Source organism: Nostoc piscinale CENA21 (genome assembly GCF_001298445.1).
In the GTDB taxonomy this organism is placed as follows: domain Bacteria; phylum Cyanobacteriota; class Cyanobacteriia; order Cyanobacteriales; family Nostocaceae; genus Nostoc_B; species Nostoc_B piscinale_A.
In genome coordinates, this window is sequence record NZ_CP012036.1 from 6,228,607 (window position 1) to 6,248,496 (window position 19,890).

The window sequence follows — 19,890 nt, forward strand, 5'->3', positions numbered from 1 at the left end:
GCGTCTGTGCGCGAAACAAAATTCATCATCAAGCGATAGGCTAAGACATAGCAATATACAACAGTGTCAAAATGCAAATCTTTGCTAAACCCAAACAGGTTGTATTTACTGTCTTTTCCCTTGGCGTTATCTGTTACAGCCAAGTTGCAGCAGCCACTACCACTTTACCGCTACGCAGCAAAAAGGGGATGGTAGTATCTGCACATCCCCTGGCTAGTGAGGCGGGACTTTTGATGTTACGTCAGGGAGGGAATGCGGTAGATGCAGCCGTCGCCACAACTTTTGCCATATCTGTAGTTGAACCTTTTTCGGCGGGAATTGGTGGCGGGGGGTTTTTGCTGCTGCATTCTGAGAAAACTGGCGAGATGAAAGCTTTGGATTTTCGTGAACGCGCACCCATCAAAGCTACCAGAAATATGTATTTGGATGAACAAGGAAAGGTGCGTCCGAATGCAAGTGTGAATGGTTATTTGGCGGTGGCGACACCAGGAACGGTGGCGGGGATGTATGAGGTGCATCGCCGTTATGGTAAGTTGCCGTGGAAGGAAGTTGTCAAACCTGCGATCGCTCTGGCGAAAAATGGCTTTATCCTAAGTAAACAACTAACTTGGCGTTCCATTCAAACTTACGAAAATCGCAAACCAGTAATTCTCCAGAATTCCGCCGCTAGACGCATATTTACCCGCAACGGCGAATTTTATCAGCCTGGAGAAAGATTAGTGCAACGGGACTTAGCACACACCTTAGAAACTATTGCCGACGATCCCCAAAGTTTTTATACTGGCAAGATTGCCCGTGCGATCGCCTCAGATATGGCAAAAAATAGTGGTTTAATTAATTTAGACGACCTCAAGGCATACAAACCAATCTGGCGAACTCCTCTTTGCGGTAGTTTTCGCCAAGCTAAAGTTTGTTCTATGCCACCACCATCATCAGGCGGCGTTCATCTATTGCAGATTTTAAACATTATCGGTGACGATGATTTAAAAGCTTGGGGATGGCACCATCCTAACAGTTTACATTTAATGGCGGAAGCGATGAAGATAGCCTACGCCGATCGCTCGCAATATTTAGGTGATCCTGATTTTGTCAAAGTACCTGTACAAGCCCTGATTAACCCAGCTTACGCTCAACAGCGTCGTCAACAAATCAATATGGATGTGGCGAAACCTGCATCAGAAATCAAACCAGTAGCACCAGAAATCCTCAAACGTTTTGGCCCTGTTAGCAATCAAATTGTCCCTCTACCCAACAAATTATTGAGATTGCAAACCACACGCTACGAATCTTCAGAAACCAGCCATCTTTGCGTTGTGGATGAACAACGCAACGCTGTGAGTTTGACTTTTACAATTAATCTTGGTTTTGGCGCTGGTGTAGTCACCCCAGGTACAGGAATTTTACTCAATAACGAGATGGATGATTTTGCGATTGCGCCAGGAGTACCTAACGCCTTTGGTTTAATTGGCAACTCAGCAAATGCGATCGCACCCCGAAAAACACCATTGTCGAGTATGACTCCAACAATAGTCACAGAAAATAATCACCTCCGAATGGCAGTGGGGGCCCCTGGTGGCAGCACAATCATCACTCAGGTGTTACAAGTAATTCTCAATGTGCTGGCATACAATATGGACGTTGGTGCAGCTGTCTCCGTCCCACGCATACATGATCAGTGGCTTCCTGATGAGTTGCGGGTCGAACCTTGGGGTTTGGATGCTTTAACTCTGCAAGACTTACGCCGCCGTGGACACAATATCAAGGAAGAAAAAACTCCTTGGGGTAATGTTAACGCGATCGCCACTCAAGCAGATGGCAGCCTAGAAGCAGCCGCCGATCCTCGCGGTGAAGGTTCGCCTAGAGGCTGGTAGACAGTCATTACAAAATAACGCAACACTGCCGTTTTTCGAGATAGTTAAAATTCTGAAACACTAACTGCAACTATTGATTCTGCACCATTGATTCTGAGTATTCTACTTGAGTGCTAAATTCATTCGCTCTCGCAGTGGATACTAATGTCCAACCCGCCTTCAGCAGTCTTTGATAAGTTGCCCAACCCTTAGAACCGCCAGGAATTTGATAATCTGGCACTGCAAATTGCGGATATGCTGTGTAAGGCCGCCAACCTTTATTAGCCTCTACTTGCAAATACAAAACCTTCTCACCGTCGCCACTAGACTTAGATAACCAGCACATTTGTCGATTCATGGCAAACTCCTTAGTGTTTAGCTAAAATTGCATAATCGCAGACTTTTGTCAAGCACTGCATCAATCTTCTGGGATAATTTTTAATTCCCCTAGTATGTGTCCATATACCTACAAATTGGTTTAGTAAAATTACGTAAGCCATCAGATAGATTCGCTAGACCATTTTTGAAGATACAGCAAGACAAAATTACTCCATCCCCAACATTTGATACTTGCAAAAAGTGTCAGATATTGCGAATTTTGTAGGAAAAAGCTGATAATAGCTCAATATTTTTGGCTCCATGACTGAATAATGATGCAACATCGCTTATAGGCGTAAAAACATAACGCTTCTCTGCGATACTTTGCTGGTTATGAGGGCAAGATTTTTCTCATGTTATCTGTGGTTGCTGTTAGTGTGTGTAACAAGAGTTACTATTTTGCTAAATAGCTGAATAATCAATCATTTGTTTTACTAGTTACACAAGTAAGATTTAGTTATCAGTGCTGATATTCAGTTACCATCAAAGATAGTTATGCAGGGAGTTGGGTTAGACAAGGTTGAGGTGGTAGACAAGGTAGAAATATTTCTACCTTGTCTACCTTGTCTTCCTAGCCCCTAACCTCAGCACTTGATAAAATCACTAATAATCGTGCGAATTTCGTTAACTATTTCTGAGTAGTCAGCATCAGATAAAACAGGTGTTGCATGTGCGATGCCAATTGGTTGCGCTAAATCAATCCAGGACTTGCAACCACCATATTTTGGCAGATAGGGAATTTCTTGGACTTTGGGCAGTTTATAAGTGCGTAACAGCAGAACATACAACGGCTGACGTGGTTTCCATTTTAAGCGATCGCTAATAAAATACTCATTCCAGATATGAAACGGGAGTAAAGCGTTAACAGTAGACTCCTCACTAATCGGCAAAATATCTGTAATCTCTGCCCAACTGCCAATACGAATTGTTTCTGGATGCCAACCAGGAGTTACTGGACAGACGAGATTTGCATATTCTGATTTTAGCAGAAACGGCTGTTGATGTTCAAAAGTTGGGTAAAGTAAAACCTGCTCATGAGCAACTTGAAAACGTCCATTCTGCTCATGAATGCCACCTTTACGCAGTAACATGATGGTTTTGGCAGTTTCCAAAGCATTAATCGCCACAGACCATTCTTTGAGAGCGTATAAACTCGAAGTTAAATTCATCGGCATCTGCTGTAACTCTGATTTAATTTCACGCTAAGACCGTTAAAGTATGAAACTATCCGGGGAAATGTAATGAGACAACCATTATGGAAAAGCGAAAATTAGGTACATCTGCCGTAGAAATCACACCCATCATTATTGGAACTTGGCAAGCTGGCAAAAAGATGTGGGTGGGAATTGAAGACGCTGACTCCATTAAAGCCATTCGCGCCGCCTTTGAAGCCGGCATCACAACTGTTGACACAGCAGAAGTTTATGGTGAAGGTCATTCTGAGCGCATTGTAGCCGAAGCTTTATCAGATGTGCGCGACCAAGTACAGTATGCCACAAAAGTTTTTGCCAACCATCTCAAGTACGATCAAGTGATTGAGGCTTGCGATCGCTCTTTAAAAAACCTCAAAACCGATCATATCGACCTTTATCAAATTCATTGGCCTGCGGGTGCCTTTAATAGCGAAATAGTCCCCATCACAGAAACGATGAAGGCTTTAAATGAGCTAAAACAGCAAGGAAAAATTAGAGCAATTGGGGTTTCTAACTTTTCTGGCGCACAATTGGCAGAAGCATCACAATATGGACGAATCGATAGTTTGCAACCCCCATATTCCCTATTTTGGCGGGCGGTGGAAAACGATGCTATGCCCTATTGTATCGAAAATCAAATTTCTATCTTGGCTTATTCACCCTTAGCCCAAGGATTATTAACAGGTAAATTTACTCGCGGCCAAAAATTCGCCCCAGAAGACAACCGCGCCAAAAATAAATTATTTCAAGGCGAAAACTTTGAACACGCTCAACAAGCTATAGATAAACTCCGCCCCATAGCCGAACACCATCATTGTACCTTGGCACAGTTAGCCTTAGCTTGGTTAATTGCCCAACCCCAAGCCAATGCGATCGCAGGCGCACGTTATCCCGAACAAGCACAAGACAACGCCAAAGCCGCCAATGTTCAACTTACCCCTGAAGAAATTGCCGAAATCGATTCTATTGGGCGAATTGTCACCGATCATTTAGATGACAACCCAGTTATGTGGAATTGGTAAGCTGAGTTGATAGTTAAGGTTTGAAAGAAGGGTGTCAGGGTGTAGTTATTCAAAACCCTTACACCCCATACCCTTTCACCCTTACACCCAATCACCACAGAAAATTTTGGTGCGTAAGTCCTGCAAAATAACAACAAAGATTGCAAAAATAAACAAAATGTCAACTTTAGTAAACTACTAGTTGCTATTTCTTAGGTAAGTGCTAAATTGAATAACAAGACATCAAACAGATTCAAACCAAACCAAAAGGGCAAATGACTCTGATGTCTCCCGTCTGTAGCCCAAGCAAATTTTCAGCAAGCCCTAATTAAATGTGGTGAAAGCCCAAGCACACAAAAGGCAGAGCCAAATCCCAAAGCGGAAAAACAAAGATTGCTGAAGTTGCTAGTTATTAAGTCCACCTTAGTTGTTTACTCTCTCAATTCTTTAGCTAATTTTAAAAAATTTGAAACCTGTGAATTCCCAATAACCTGGTCATCGTTGACCAGGTTTTGATGTTTTTAGCTATAATTTTCAATTGGCAATCTAAGTTAAATAGAGTAGCAGTGCTTTTTGCTCTTTAACAGCAGTTTCATAGTAATCAACTATTTCATTGTAGTAATCTGTCATGTAATCAATCATTTCTTCGTCTGACCAGTCAATCCAAGGTACAGGGTTTGGCTTCTGCGACTCTTTTATAAAACGATTTTCCAACCCTTCTTGAGAAAGTTCTAATAAACCATCCAGAATTTGCCCAACTTCATTGCCTGCTTGTAGATATCTAACTGGCCCATATCCTGTTTCATAACCAATATCTTTACCAGCACCAAAGGCGTTAATTAAAGGCTTTCCATCCCACTGGGAATTTTTAATTACTAGAAATGGCAAAAAATCTTTTTTGTATCCTTTTTCAACTATTAATTCAGGAATTTTGCCTTGAGGTGTGTTGTAATAAGCAGAAATATAACCAGCTAATAAAAATGTTATTTCTCGCCAAGATTTATGTAAATCTAATTCGGGGTTTTCCCACTCAGAAAGAAACAATTCCTCTAAGGCTTGCCAATCATAAGTATTTTTCCACTGTTTGCTTCTACCAACAGGTAGATTACCAAATATTGCTCTAGCATTTTTGTTTTGCTACTTCAGCATATTCTCCTGTCGAATAAAGCTCTCTTTGCCAATAAGGGGATTCTGGTAACCATTTAGCATCAAAAAAACGCATCTACAAGATATGGATCTTTGATAAATAAATCCAAAGTTGATGAAGAAATTTGTTTTATTTCACCTGTTATTCCCATAAAATAATTTTGAAATTGGTTAATATTCAATTCTAATAAGTACGATCGCAAGTTAAACTATAGTACACAGTAGTTTTTTCAATGGCTTTAGTAATTGCAGGTGAACGTAGCGGGGTGGGTAAGACAACAGTCACACTCACCCTTTTAGCATCTTTATGTCGTCGTGGTGGTCAAGTACAATCTTTCAAGGTCGGGCCAGATTATATTGACCCAATGTTTCATCGGTATGTAACTGGTCTTGCTTGTCGTAACTTAGACCCAGTGCTGACTAGTGAAGCTTACGTTCAGCAATGTTTTGCTCATCACAGCCAAGCAAGTGAATATGCTTTGGTAGAAGGGGTGATGGGGTTGTTTGATGGAATAGGGAGTCGGGAAGAAAATACTTTACACCCATTCACTTTTGCTAGTACGGCGCACATTGCAAAGTTACTCGATTTACCTGTGGTGTTGGTAATTGATTGCAGTCGGTTATCGGGTTCTGTAGCTGCGATCGCTCACGGTTATTGTACCTTTGACCCCAAAATTAAAATAGCTGGTTTAGTGCTGAATCGCGTCGGGAGCGATCGCCATCTTTCTTTACTCAAAGATGCTCTAAAATCTCTACAATTGCCGATTCTCGGTGTGCTGCGTCGTCAAGATAATATTACAATTCCTGACCGCCATCTTGGTTTAGTTCCCACAGCAGAACTCAGCGAATTAGATGCAGTTATAGAACGTCTAGCAGATTTAGGTGATACTTGCTTTGACTGGCAAAGTTTATTACCTTTGTTGAGACAGAAGGGGGACAAAGGAGACAAGGAAGACAAGGGAGAGAATAACCCTGGTTGTTTGGGGAAATCGTCTTCTGTAGTCAGGGTTGCGGTTGCGTGCGATCGCGCTTTTAATTTTTATTATCAAGACAATCTTGATTTACTGCAAAAATTAGGTGCAGAGTTAGTTTTTTGGAGTCCTTTAGAAGATGCAGAATTACCGCGAAATATTCAAGGTATGTATTTTGGTGGTGGTTTCCCAGAAGTATTTGCTCAACAATTAACTAAAAATATTAATGTTTTGCAAGCAGTAAAAACAGCGATTATTCAAGGAATACCGACCATTGCTGAATGTGGTGGCTTGATGTATTTGTGTAGAGAAATCATTGATTTTGAGGGTAAATCTTACCCAATGGTGGGCATAATTCCCACATCTGCTTGTATGGATAAACGTTTAACTTTAGGTTATCGTCGAGCCGTAGCTTTACAAGATAGTTTATTAGTAAATGCCGGAACAAATGTTTATGGACATGAATTTCATCGCTCAACTTTAAAAGCTAACTCTCGTCAACCATTGTTTGATACTTACCGCTACGATTGCGATGAAAATATGGGCTTTGAAGGCTGGAATTTACCTATCAATCTTCACGCTTCATACATACATTTACACTGGGGTTCTAATGGAGAAATTCCCCAGCGATTTCTTCAACAATGTCAAAGTTATAGCGTTTCTCATTCTAGTGAGGTACTAACACGAATAATTAACCGCAGATGAACGAAGAGCGTAATACCCACGATCTCATTACCCTCGTTCCCATAACCGCAGGTATATTGGGTTTTTCATTCTTTCCCCCTGCTCCCAGCCCCCCTGCGGCCTATTTGTATCAAACTTAAAGTGAAACGGTGTTACATCCTTTAGCCGCGACAATTATTCACAATGGTTCAGCAATTGCGGCTGGGTTAAACGGGTTACGTTCCCTGATGCACCAAGATCCGCCAAGACAGTCAGAATAATATCGTCTGTATTTTTTTGTGGTTGTAGTTTGAAAACATGCCCTAACCCCTTCACACACAGCCATCTGATGCCACAATAAACTAAAGAATTGTGGTGAAGTCACTCTCATGCAATCAGCAAACAAACTACCACGATGGTTAAGTTATGGCTTGGCGTTTCCGCTAGTCATTCTCAACGGTTGGTTATTAATCCAGGTTGTCAAGTATTTTCAACCTTTGGTGAGTGTAGTTGCGATCGCTATCCTACTAGCATTTGTCTTAAACTACCCCATCCAGTTCTTTCAAAAACGCGGTGTACCCCGTTACTTGGCAATTGTCGGAGTCTTGCTGTCAGCCGTGGTGATTCTGGGAGGTGTTGGTATCACCTTAGTACCAGTAATTCTGCAACAGCTTAACGAACTAGCAAATATTCTGCCTTCATGGATAGATTCTAGTTTAGAACAATTAGATGCCTTTCAAAATTGGGCAGCTACCCAACAAATTCCGATTAATTTGCGGGGTTTAGCCTTACAACTGTTAGAAAGATTATCCAATCAATTTCAATCTTTCACAGGCAAAATTCTGGGTTTTGCATTTGATACTATCGGTGTTGTAGTTAATATTTTAATTGCAGCCGTTTTGACTATTTACTTAATCTTAAATGGTCAAAAATTATGGGATGGAATTTATCAATGGTTCCCTGAAAATATCGGCACAAAAGTTAGACAATTACTCCGAGAAGATTTTCAAAATTATTTTATTGGTCAGGCAACATTAGGGGCAGTGTTAGCTATATTGGTGACATTAGCATTTGTACTCCTCCGCATTCCCCTGGCTTTGTTGTTTGGTATCGCTATTGGCTTTTTCTCATTATTTCCCTTTGGGACAGGGATAGGAATTGGCATAGTTAGTTTATTAGTTGCTTTAGAAAACTTTTGGTTAGGTGTGGAAGTTTTAGGTGTCGCAGTAGCCCTTGATCAAATTAATTCTAATATTGTCGCACCAAGAATTTTAGGAAATCTAACTGGTTTAAATCCAGTGTGGGTAGTAATTTCCTTGCTCATTGGGGCAAAATTAGGTGGCGTTTTAGGTCTGTTAATTGCGATTCCTATCGCTAGTTTTATTAAAGATATTGCAGATAGTTGGCGAGCCGGAGAACTGAGTCAACAAATTGTTACTCATGAAGATGGCGTAAAAACTTCACCAATGGAAGTAAATCAGGAAAATTACATCAGCAAAAGTTAACCAGCAATTCTCAAGATATTTTATATCCCCGAATTATTTCATAATTCGGGGATATTTGACTTTATATCATAATATTTTCTTAACTTTTAGATAACTCAATATTTACTTGTAACATTACATGAATAGTTTAATTTATTTTTCTACAAACCTCTGTAAAACAACTGAATTTTATGGAATCTAATCAACCATTAAAGATAAATCGTCGCCAATTTTTAGTACGTTCAGCAGTAACAGCAGGCGGAATTATTGGGACAAATATTGTTTCTAAATCTCCTGTTTTTGGTCAAGCACCTGCTATTATTACTGCGGAAAAAATGCGTCCTGGTATACCTTTTGGTGTAGCTACTGGTGACATTAGTGAAAATAATGTTGTGATTTGGAGTCGGAGCGATCGCCCCGCCAGAATGATTGTAGAATATTCAACTAGCGAATCATTTCGTAATGTCCGGCGCATTCCTGGGCCTGTAGCTTTAGAAACTAGCGACTTTACCGCCCGACTTAACCTCAGAAAACTACCCCAAAATCAACAGATATTTTATCGGGTAATTTTTCAAGATTTAAACTATCGCAACGTTTACAGCGCCCCAGTTAGCGGTTCTTTCCGTACACCTCCTAGATATGGCAAAGATATCTGCTTTGTTTGGGGAGGCGACACCGCAGGTCAAGGATGGGGTATAAATCCTGACTTTGGTGGGATGAGAATTTATGAAACTATGCGCCAACTCCAGCCCGACTTTTTCATCCATTCAGGCGATAACATTTATGCTGATGGCCCTATTCAATCTCAAGTAACGCTGGATGATGGCACAATTTGGCGCAACATCACCACACCAGAAAAATCGAAAGTTGCAGAAACTTTAACAGAGTTTCGTGGGAACTATCAATACAACTTGATGGATGAAAATATTAAGCGTTTCAATGCCGAAGTGCCAATATTAGCGCAGTGGGACGACCACGAAGTTACAAATAACTGGTATCCCGGCGAAATCCTCAACGATGACCGCTACACAGTCAAAGATGTTAACTTGTTAGCTAAACGGGCAAGACAAGCATTTTTGGAATATATGCCGATTGAGTATTACGATAATCCAGAAAGAACCAGAATTTACCGTTCCTTTGAGTATGGGTCATTGCTCGATATTTTCATGCTGGATGAACGCACCTATCGAGGGCCAAACTCTCCCAATAATCAGCCACAACAAAGTCCAGCAACAGATTTTTTAAGTAGAAGACAAGTGCAGTGGCTAAAACGACAATTACTTTCATCCAAAGCCACTTGGAAAGTTATTGCCAGTGATATGCCTTTAGGACTGATAGTGAGAGATGGTGCGACTGATTTTGAAGCTTGGGCAAATGGCGACGGCCCCGCTTTAGGCAGAGAATTAGAATTGGCAGACTTACTGCGGTTTATCAAAAACAGAAATATTCAGAATGTGGTGTGGTTTACTGCTGATGTCCATTACGCCGCCGCCCACTACTACGACCCCAATAAAGCCCAGTTTCAAGACTTTAAACCTTTCTGGGAGTTCGTCGCCGGGCCACTAAATGCAGGTACATTTGGGCCAAATCAATTAGAAAATACCTTCGGCCCACAATTAGTATTTCAAAGCCTGCCTGCTGGTACAAGAGCAAATCGACCCCCAAGTGAAGGGTTGCAATTCTTCGGCGCAGTCAGAATTAATGCTTATACCAAAGTGATGACAGTATCCCTGCGTAATTTGGCTGGCAAAGTTGTTTACAGCGTAGATTTACCACCAGAAAAAGATTAACTGTAGAGTGGGCAAGCTTGCCCACCTATCTTTTAAAATGGACATCAAGCAAATCAAACTTTCTTTTACCAAAAAGTCTCAATGGTACAGACCCCATCTAAACCCATGACTTTGGCGGAGTTTCTCAAGCTACCATAGTCATTGGGAAACCTTAAGCAATGGTGTTGTTACCTTGATCTTGTAGTTTCTCCTTCTTTTTGGCTACCCCAACTCATATAAGCCGTTTATTTGGATTTATTAGGGATAAATCTCTCTCTTGCGCCCTGTCTCCTTCCTCTCTGCGAATATTAATATGCAAATTAAAGGTACAGCAGCTTATTTTTTCGGATTTACTACTGTTATTAACTTTGTGCCAAAAATTTTTCAGGTGACTGAGCAAATTTAAGTATTTTTTCTGCTGACACTATACAGCTAAGTATGCTTTTTTACTTTTAAAACATCCTCTGAATATTAACAAGTAATTAGCTTGCGTGGTCACACTGAGCTTGTCGAAGTGCAGGCTTTGTTTGTCTAGCTCCAGATTTTCAGCTTCTGAGAAAATTGCTTTGAGAAAAAAATACAAGATACAGTCACATGAAATATATAAAGCGTCACATTAAAAAGATTGAGCTTATTGTTGAGGTGGTTTTTTTAGTAGCCTTATTTCTGCTGGGATTTTTTCTGGATTATAAATACGCTGCTTCCTTATTTTGGCAATATTACTTATTTATGGCTGTTTTAGCCTTGATTTTACTTTTGCCAGTGTACTTACAATCTCGGCGCAAACAAGAATTGTGGCTGTTTATCGGATTCAATCTCAGCATCTTTGCTTTGTACTTTGTAACTCTCTCGCCTGTCAAACCTTTCATGCAGTTTTATTCCGACATTAAACATGGGATGACAATTCCAGAAGTACAAAGCAGATTTAACCAACGTTTTCCCAAAGGCGGAAGATTTCCTCAGCCACTAGGAGAATTCATTGGTGGAAATGAGGATGTGCTGGAAAAGACTGACCCAGTTGTATATGACCAGCATCTAAACTACATTCTTGACCCAAACGATGGTCGTTACAATGCGGAAGTGGTGAATGTTTATTTCAAAGATGGCAAAGTGTTAGAAGTCAAGTATTCGGGTGATTGAGAAGAACTTTTACACCCAGCCTCAAAAAATCTTTGTGTGTTCAGTCTGTTTTAGATGCAACAATCAAAGATATTTTGTAGTGGCGGATAAGATAAAGAAGTAAGAACCCTGTTCACTCACCACTACCCATGACCTCAACTCTATTAAAGTCTCCTCGTCTCAATTCCCCAACAATACACCGTTTGCCTAATGGCTTGACAATCATCGCCGAACAAATGCCCATTGATGTTGTCAACCTCAACCTCTGGATTAAAGTTGGTTCGGCTGTAGAATCTGATGCGATTAACGGTATGGCCCACTTTTTAGAGCATATGATTTTTAAAGGAACTGAGCGACTAGCCAGTGGAGAGTTTGAGCGTCGGATTGAAGAACGGGGTGCTGTGACTAATGCTGCTACCAGCCAAGATTATACTCATTACTATATAACTACTGCGCCCCAAGATTTTGCTGAGTTGGCTCCACTGCAAATAGATGTTGTATTTAATCCTAGTATTCCTGATGATGCCTTTGAACGTGAGCGTGCTGTTGTTTTAGAAGAAATAAGACGTTCTGAAGATAATCCCCATCGCCGGACTTTTCGCCGCGCGATGGAAATGGCATTTGATACTTTACCCTATCGCCGTCCTGTGTTGGGGCCAGAATCAGTCATATCTGGGCTACAACCCCAACAAATGCGGGATTTTCATGCTCAATGGTATCAACCGCCCATGATTACAGCTGTAGCTGTGGGCAATTTACCTGTAGAACAATTAATTGCCAGCGTTACGGAAGGATTTACTCAGGTTGGTAAGAATCAAGAGTTAATAGTCAATAGTCAAGAGTCAAATTATACTTTTGAATCGGCATTTACAGAAATTGTGCGGCGAGAATTTGTCGATCAAAGTCTTCAGCAAGCACGGTTAGTCATGGTGTGGCGGGTTCCTGGATTAGCGGAGTTAAATCAGACTTATGCTTTAGATGTCTTAGCAGGAATTTTAGGACATGGTAGGACATCGAGATTAGTTAGAGATTTGCGAGAAGAACGAGGATTAGTATCTTCGATCGCAGTTAGTAATATGAGCAACTTATTACAAGGTACATTTTATATTTCTGCTAAATGTGCAGTCGAAAACATCGCCGCTGTTGAAGATGCGATCTCCCAACACATCCGCCGATTACAAACCGAGTTAGTCACCGACAAAGAAATCGCCCGTGTTCGTAAACGTGTCGCCAACCGATTTATCTTTGGTAACGAAACCCCAAGCGATCGCAGTGCTTATATGGTTTTTATCAATCATTAGTCGGTGATTTAGAACCAGCCTTTAACTACCCCCTGCACATTCAACAGCAAGAAGCCAACGATTTACTCCTCGCCGCCAATCAATATCTCTGTCCAGACGCTTATGGTGTAGTGGTCATCAAACCGTTGTAAATTAGGGAGTGGTAAGTAGGGAGTGGTGAAATTCCTCATGTTTGATTCCCTACTCCCCACTCCCGATTCCCTACTCCCCATTAAAATGTTTTGGACTGAAATTGATGCCCATATTAGTCGGGTAACTGGCGAAAATTTTCACACTCAACAACGGCGTTCTGTGAGTGGCGGCTGCATTAACCAAGGATATGCCGTTTCTAACGGTCAACTCACATACTTCGTCAAACTCAACCAAGCATCGCAAGTAGCTATGTTTGAGGCTGAGATGTTGGGTTTAAAGCAAATGTTCGCCACAAATACTATCCGTGTACCCAGGCCAATTTGTTGGGGAACATCCGGTGATTCTGGCTACATCGTTTTGGAATGGTTAGAAATGGGTGGCGGTAATACCCAATCTTGGGCAGAAATGGGGCGCAAGTTAGCCGCTATGCACCAAGCAACCAGCCAAAATGGTTTCGGTTGGAATATGAATAATACTATTGGTTCCACTCCCCAAATCAACACTTGGACAGCAGATTGGATTGATTTTTACTGCACACATCGCCTTGGTTATCAATTTCAATTAGCCAGAAGGCGGGGAGGTAATTTTCCAAAACAAGATGAATTATTAGCCGCGATTCCAGAATTATTAGCCAGTCACGAAGTACAACCATCCTTAGTGCATGGCGATTTGTGGGGCGGAAATGCTGGATGTACTGTGTCAGGCGAACCGGTAATTTTTGATCCAGCCACTTATTATGGCGATCGCGAAGTTGATATCGCTATGACTGAACTTTTTGGTGGTTTTCCGGCTGCTTTTTATCAAGGTTATAACGCAGCTTTTCCCTTAGATACAGGCTACGAGCGCCGGAAAACTTTGTATAACCTTTATCACATTTTGAATCACTTCAATTTATTTGGTGGTGGCTATGGTTCCCAAGCCAACCGCATGATTGACCAAATTTTGCGATAAAGATTGGGGAAAAACTTGGGGATGCGATCGCCAGCACAGTTTACTCATCAGTTGATTAATCTCTACACTTACCGATTCGCAAGCAATCCCCCGTTTGATCCTCTCTAGATGCGATTCGCTGTGGCGATCGCTTTAATTTAGTATAAACACTATATTTATTTTTATTAGAAGTAATAATTGTCACATTAATATTACCACTCGCTAAACTGGCTTCCGCATTGTACAAATAACCAGTTAATGCTATGAGTCCAATGCAAATTATCCTATACATACCAACCTCAGCAAACAATTTTCGCCTACGTCATTTGGTCAGTTCCACCTTGATGAATCGGACTTTCCAAACAGATAATTGCATATTGATATTGTATCAATTGATGCAATAATCCTAGACGCAGAGACGTAATTTTTAAAATATCAGTTCCACCCTCAGATTTTTGTAGCTTACAGGATGGTCATGACTCATAAGATGGCTTCCCATTAACTTATGCAAGCCTAACTACAAAGAAACAGGAAAAAAATCCGCAATCACAAAGAAATTCATTTACAGCGTTTCTCGGTTGAGTGCAGTACAAGTAATACCAATTCACAATTCGCAATTCACAATTCGCAATTAAAAAACTTAGATACAGCAAAGCTTTTAGGGTTTGCATCTGTATCAAATTTTTCGTGAAATGGTATTAGAGGATGTCTGAAAACTTTTTGGTGTTGTATTAAAGACTTGTAGATCCCCCTAAATCCCCAGGGCTGTTTCATTCTAAAAAGGAAAAAAGTAATGGGATGTTGTGGGAGCAGAATCTGATAGCTCTGGTAAGGGAATCAAAACCATTGTGGCGGAAAAGATTAATCACAAAACTGCGGAGAATTGAGAAGTTGGCAGCAGCATAACCATCAACCATTTGGGCAGAGTCTTCATCAAAGACAACATCTTTCACCCAATGTAATCGATTTTCTACGCTCCAGTGGCGACGAATACCACAGGCAAAATCGGATGCTTTCAGGGACAGAGAACTGATGTAGTAAGCAGTTTCTTGGTAAGCTTTACCAGCACGAGTACCAACTCGTTCGACTTGAATAATCGACTTTAAACCCAGCCAATCATGGGAAATATTGTTCAAGTTTTCAAATACACAAACACGACGTTGAGTAAAGCGACCACTCCTTCGTTCAAAATCAGTATGTATAGTTGTGGGCTGTGAGTGCTGCATATTCTGTTGGATTTGGTGATACAGTTTGGGCTGATTGGCTTTGACTGCAATCACATAATCATTGCCACTGTGGATGATTTGCTGGACTGTTTTTTTTTGACAATGAAGTGCATCAAAACTAAACACTACACCCTTTAAATCCAAGATAGCAATTAAGTTTTGAACCGTAGCAATTTCACTGCTTTGCTTGTTATCCATCGTTTGTAACCCGACGACTTGACCTTGGTGGCTACTAAACATCGATACGACACTAATGAATCTTTGATAGGCACTGCTATAGTCCTGGACTGTCGCCTTGATACTTTTACCGTCAGTTGCTAACCATTCTAAGGAGCTTAATTCTACATACTGACTTGCCCATTCATTAAATATCTGTGTCAATTCCTCAAAATTTACACGCATCATCACACGGCGAATTGTCGAGTACGATGGCACTCTATCTTTTGGTATCTCTAGTATTTCGATTAATGATTGTTGATGGCGTTTGACAAAATCTCTCATTACCTCTGTATCCTACACAACCACTCATTGTTCCCATGATTACCAGTACTAGTACCAGCCATAATCGGTGTCTTTGTCCTTGCTTTGTCCGAAAATCCCTAACTTTCTTCAGTTGCGTGATAATCGCAACTGTCATTACTACTGTTTAACAATGCACTGACTATCCGATTCAACCATTTTTCTTCCCAGAATGAAACAGCCCTGCCTTCAAAAGGGGGGTTGGGGGGATCTCAAAATAATAAAACGTTAACCAAACCGTATTGGATGTAAGGCGACACATTTACAATGTGAAGCACCACATTCGCAATGCAAAACGACACATTCACAATGCAAAGCGACACATTCGTAATGCAAAGCGACACATTCGTAATGTGAGGCGACACATTCACAATGCAAAGCGGCACATTCGTAATGCAAAACGACACATTCACAATGCAATTAATTATGTAATAACCGAAATGCCATCCGCGTTCATCCGCGTTTATCTGCGGTTAATTTTATTCCAACTTGAATAGATTTTGTCGTGCCAGTCTTGTAGGGTGCTAATTAATCACAAAATCTATACAAACGTTTAACGCACCACTGTATAACAATGGTGCGTTAAACTGATGGTCTAAATATCTAATCAACCGTCAAGCTTTATATATTGATACTTTGAGGAATTCTCGAAGGTAATAAGAACTCGTAAGGTACTATTCTGGCAGAATTGAGACGATTTCGGCGATTAATTTCTGCTTCAATATCTTTGAGTTCAGTTTGGAAAGTGAACAAAGCAGTTTTGATTTGTGCTTGAGAGTGGAAATAGGAATTAGAGTATTGACCTAAACGGGTGTAATAAACTGAACCCAGCAAGTAAGTTAACTTTAACTGGTCTTTGGCTTGGGATAATGGCGGTAAAAATTCCATCAAGTCGCTTTGTTGGTCAGATGTGGGGGCTGGTGAATAACCGGCTAAAGGAAAAGCAGGTGTATAAGTCATGAGATTTCCTTGAGGGAAATTCACCGCAGCATGTTGGGCGCTAGCTGTAAAAATAACTGTAGTAGCAACTTGAATCAGATATTCCAGAGTTTTAATTGTACCTGAAACATCTTCCCCAAAGTTTTGCAAACGACCGCCTTGTTGAGAAACTAATTCCTTTGCCCAATTTTGCAAGTTTACATCTGCAATTATTTGCTGTGCATTGGGATAGTGAATACTTAAATATGTGCCTACCCATTGAGAGACAGCTTGCCAAATTAGTTGACCGTCATCACGATAAGGATATTCTGGTAGTTGATTAATATTCTCAACGCCACGACTAGCCACAATATTGGGAAACATTGCAGCGTTGAAATTATACAAATAATCTTGAGCGCCTTTAATTGCCATCTGGCGATCGCACTCAATTGTACTAGCTAACAGCTTATCTACTCCACCTTGATCAGCAATTAACTTTTGATGAGCGCCGTAATTGATTAAGATAGTACCTTCGAGGTGCGGTTCTAGTAAAATTCTCAGAGGATGGTTTTTGGGTAGTTGTCTTCTAGTTGCGATCGCAAATGGTTCAATAAACAAGTGAGTCCGCCCCAAATGACTCACCAACTCATGATAGTTAACATCTGCCATCTGCACCACACTCTTAGCCACCAACCAATTTTCACCACTCAACGGTGTAAATACCTGACTTTCCGATTGACATTGAATTGCAATTGGTATTAAAGGCCGAAAAAGATTATTCAATGGTGGAACTACAAATAATGCTAAAGGTGCATAGATATACTTCTGTTCTTGGGGAAAATTCCCATTCTGCATATCTTTTAATGCAGCATAATCAGCTTGATAAAGGCGACCTTCACTGATAGCTGCTGCTAAAGAATCGGAAGTCTTGGTAATTTCCTGATAAAGTGCGTCACTAATTTCTAAAATCTTGTTTCCAGCCTTTACTTGCTGTAACATCAGAGGATTTGGCCCAGCCACTCGCATATAAGCAAAGGTTAAATCCTCTTGAAAATTTTGACTAATTTGCGGTAGAGGTATAATGCTAAATAATTTATTGTAATCCTCTAATGTTCGCTGTGCTGCTGATGCCTCTGGAGAAAAGTTAACATCTCCAGGTAATGCCTCATCATCATCAAACTTCAGCAAATCAGCATTAGCGAGAATAACTTGCTTCACCGCACCACTGAGTAAATCTGCGATCGCATCTTCAATTACCGAGGATGAAAAATCTACATTAGTAGCCTTTTGTTCTGCTTCATACAATTCCCATTCTTGATCAATTTCTGCCAACTCCTGAGCAACTTCCGATGTTTCATTCACATCAAAAGAAACATTACCTAAATCATTGCTTTTCAGTTCTGTAATAATCTCTCTAGTTGTTAATGCTAGTTTTAACGCCAGCTTTTCTAACTCATGCTTACTATCAGATTCTTGAATTTCTTTGTCAATTTCTGCTAACGTTTGTAGCTTTTTAGTCAGTTCTAGACTAGGGCGTTCTCCCTCTAGTCCATAAGCTAAAGGATTACCCAAAGAATTAGCAAAAAAATTACTTAAAGCTTCATTCACTAACAAAGTGGTAATTTTTGCAGCTACTATCACCACCCACTTTAAATTAGGTAACTCTTGCACTGGTATTCCTAATTTAATCAGTGGTAATGGTACAGCACCAGTCATTGCCAACGGCGGCACATAATGATAATTATAGTTATATTCCGTATATTGTTCGGCATTTTTACCCAGTTTGGACAACTTATATAAAAATAACAAAATATCTTTAATGTCTAATTTTGACAATACAGCAGAGTTAGGCGGAAAAGCTAAAGACATATCAAATCCTCTGTTTGGTAGATTTGGCAATTGCAACCCATCAACAAACCTTTATTTAATTAATTCGGTCGGCATAATTCAAGATAATTATTGAAGATTGTTTGTCATCACATTTAGATTATTAGTCATCTCACCTTGAATTATGCTGTTGCTTTGATTGCTTTTTTGAATCCATCAAACATAACACAGCATTTTCAAAACCAGGAGATAAAACAAATTTATTCATGTTAAAAAAATTGAATTTTAATTCAAAAAATAAATTAAAAATATAAGACCCTGATTTATTGAAAATCATCAGGGTCTTGTTGCTTATCAATTATTTAAATGTCCTGTCTCCCTTGTCCCCCTTGTCTCTACCCAAACAAGACTGACATATTTTAATTTTCTACCGGATGTAATTGACCGCGAATATCGCCATAAAAAGTTTGACCTTTAGTATGTAAATTAAAATAAAGTTCGTTACGTCTGCCATAATGTGCCATACCAGCAATTGTTTTAACTTTATCTGGTTTTCCTGATTCAATGGGACAACCTAAAGTGTAAAGTCCTAACAAATCTTTGGCAGAATTAGCCGTCTTTTCAATAATTTCATCCGTTACTTCTGCGGAAAAATGACCATCAGCGAAGTTTTGTTTAACATCGCCAGTCAAAGCAAAGTCAACTTGAATAGGGCCAAGTACATCTGGTTTACCGCAATGGATATGAAACATAACTATATCTTTGAGATTTACGCCTGCTACTTGAACATCCACAAATGCTTTACTCAAGTCTTTGGTGAATTTTACTATTCCATGTCCATGTGACTTACGCTGATTTCTCGGTATAGAAGGTGCGGTAGATTTTAAAGATGGAGGGGCAATTTTTGGTGTATTTTCCTCATCATCTGGTTCTTGCAGTGGACTTAAAAAAGCTTCGTATACAAAACCAATTTCCTTACCTTTGCTGGGGTCAAGTTTAATGTTACTTGACTGACTTAAAGCAACTGCTTGGTTTACTGGTTGAACAAAGATGCTGAACAATGTAAAAACTGCTAGATACATCAATGTCGTAAATATAGTTTTAATAAACCGCATAACTGCCATCCTTCTCTGTGTGTAATAAAACTTAAGTTTTAGCGAAAATACATGCAGATGTTTCATTGCAACTCTGTAATTAGACAAAAAATTTCCGCGTAATTACTTGTTTTGCCAGATTTAACTGGAACTTTGCTGTCTAATTTACTTATTTGAACATTGCAATATACAGAGTGGTTCAGTGCAATTACTTAAATCTGAGCTATTTATTGCAGAAGATCCCCAAATTCTTTAAGAATCCTAGGATTTTCGTCTTTAATTTCTTTTGTAAAGTATGTCATTCTGGCATGATTACAGAAATTGATCCCCATATTTCAGCGAATGATTCGCTAGAATCGCCTTTATGAA

General features: G+C 40.1%; 15 protein-coding genes and 1 pseudogene. 8 read left to right on the forward strand and 8 right to left on the reverse strand.

Annotated features, from left to right (window positions below):
* The first annotated feature begins 71 nt into the window (after nt 1-71).
* Nucleotides 72-1,871, forward strand: coding sequence for a gamma-glutamyltransferase (gene ggt, locus ACX27_RS26635; RefSeq protein WP_062296891.1), 1,800 nt, complete (start codon nt 72-74; stop codon nt 1,869-1,871).
* Between the two features lie 70 nt (nt 1,872-1,941).
* Here the strand turns inward: ggt and ACX27_RS26640 are convergent, their stop codons facing one another.
* Nucleotides 1,942-2,208 carry a hypothetical protein gene (locus tag ACX27_RS26640; protein ID WP_062296893.1) on the reverse strand — a complete coding sequence of 89 codons (267 nt, stop codon included), beginning with the start codon at nt 2,206-2,208 and terminating at the stop codon, nt 1,942-1,944.
* Between the two features lie 604 nt (nt 2,209-2,812).
* Nucleotides 2,813-3,403 carry a DUF1802 family protein gene (locus tag ACX27_RS26645; protein WP_062296894.1) on the reverse strand — a complete coding sequence of 197 codons (591 nt, stop codon included), beginning with the start codon at nt 3,401-3,403 and terminating at the stop codon, nt 2,813-2,815.
* A gap of 80 nt (nt 3,404-3,483) precedes the next feature.
* On the opposite strand from ACX27_RS26645, the gene ACX27_RS26650 reads away from it, so the two are divergent.
* Entirely contained in the window at nt 3,484-4,443 is a 960-nt protein-coding gene (locus tag ACX27_RS26650; protein ID WP_062296897.1) for an aldo/keto reductase, read from the forward strand.
* A gap of 525 nt (nt 4,444-4,968) precedes the next feature.
* Here the strand turns inward: ACX27_RS26650 and ACX27_RS26655 are convergent.
* Nucleotides 4,969-5,538: a DUF1877 family protein gene (locus ACX27_RS26655; RefSeq protein ID WP_083468848.1), complete on the reverse strand. Its 570-nt coding sequence runs from the start codon at nt 5,536-5,538 to the stop codon at nt 4,969-4,971.
* A gap of 263 nt (nt 5,539-5,801) precedes the next feature.
* Here ACX27_RS26655 and ACX27_RS26660 point away from each other — a divergent pair, with 263 nt between their 5' ends.
* From ACX27_RS26660 to ACX27_RS26685, 6 genes and pseudogenes are all read left to right on the forward strand, one after another.
* Entirely contained in the window at nt 5,802-7,244 is a 1,443-nt protein-coding gene (locus tag ACX27_RS26660) for a cobyrinate a,c-diamide synthase (RefSeq protein ID WP_062296901.1), read from the forward strand.
* Nucleotides 7,245-7,591: 347 nt separating this feature from the next.
* The gene (locus ACX27_RS26665; RefSeq protein WP_062296903.1) at nt 7,592-8,707 is read left to right on the forward strand and encodes an AI-2E family transporter; all 1,116 of its coding nucleotides are present in this window, start codon (nt 7,592-7,594) and stop codon (nt 8,705-8,707) included.
* A 170-nt stretch (nt 8,708-8,877) separates the two neighbouring features.
* A complete protein-coding gene (locus tag ACX27_RS26670) occupies nt 8,878-10,476 on the forward strand; it encodes an alkaline phosphatase D family protein (RefSeq protein ID WP_062296905.1) in 1,599 nt (532 codons plus the stop codon).
* Between the two features lie 573 nt (nt 10,477-11,049).
* Complete coding sequence (locus ACX27_RS26675) at nt 11,050-11,595, forward strand: hypothetical protein (protein ID WP_062296907.1); 546 nt, start codon at nt 11,050-11,052, stop codon at nt 11,593-11,595.
* Nucleotides 11,596-11,723: 128 nt separating this feature from the next.
* Nucleotides 11,724-13,006: pseudogene (locus tag ACX27_RS26680) on the forward strand (M16 family metallopeptidase).
* A gap of 85 nt (nt 13,007-13,091) precedes the next feature.
* A complete protein-coding gene (locus ACX27_RS26685) occupies nt 13,092-13,958 on the forward strand; it encodes a fructosamine kinase family protein (protein ID WP_062298598.1) in 867 nt (288 codons plus the stop codon).
* A gap of 55 nt (nt 13,959-14,013) precedes the next feature.
* Here the strand turns inward: ACX27_RS26685 and ACX27_RS32015 are convergent, their stop codons facing one another.
* The 5 genes from ACX27_RS32015 to ACX27_RS26700 all read right to left on the reverse strand — a co-directional run bounded on the left by ACX27_RS32015 (nt 14,014) and on the right by ACX27_RS26700 (nt 19,542).
* Nucleotides 14,014-14,229, reverse strand: coding sequence for a hypothetical protein (locus ACX27_RS32015; RefSeq protein ID WP_144427534.1), 216 nt, complete (start codon nt 14,227-14,229; stop codon nt 14,014-14,016).
* Nucleotides 14,230-14,707: 478 nt separating this feature from the next.
* Nucleotides 14,708-15,664, reverse strand: coding sequence for an ISAs1 family transposase (locus ACX27_RS31305; RefSeq protein WP_083468849.1), 957 nt, complete (start codon nt 15,662-15,664; stop codon nt 14,708-14,710).
* Entirely contained in the window at nt 15,600-15,800 is a 201-nt protein-coding gene (locus ACX27_RS35885) for a transposase family protein (RefSeq protein WP_083468651.1), read from the reverse strand. Before ACX27_RS35885 ends, ACX27_RS31305 begins: the two co-directional genes overlap by 65 nt.
* 503 nt (nt 15,801-16,303) lie before the next feature.
* Nucleotides 16,304-18,469, reverse strand: a complete 2,166-nt coding sequence (locus tag ACX27_RS26695) for a lipoxygenase family protein (RefSeq protein WP_062296911.1) — start codon at nt 18,467-18,469, stop codon at nt 16,304-16,306.
* Between the two features lie 377 nt (nt 18,470-18,846).
* A complete protein-coding gene (locus ACX27_RS26700) occupies nt 18,847-19,542 on the reverse strand; it encodes a CHRD domain-containing protein (RefSeq protein ID WP_062298601.1) in 696 nt (231 codons plus the stop codon).
* Nucleotides 19,543-19,890 lie beyond the last annotated feature (348 nt).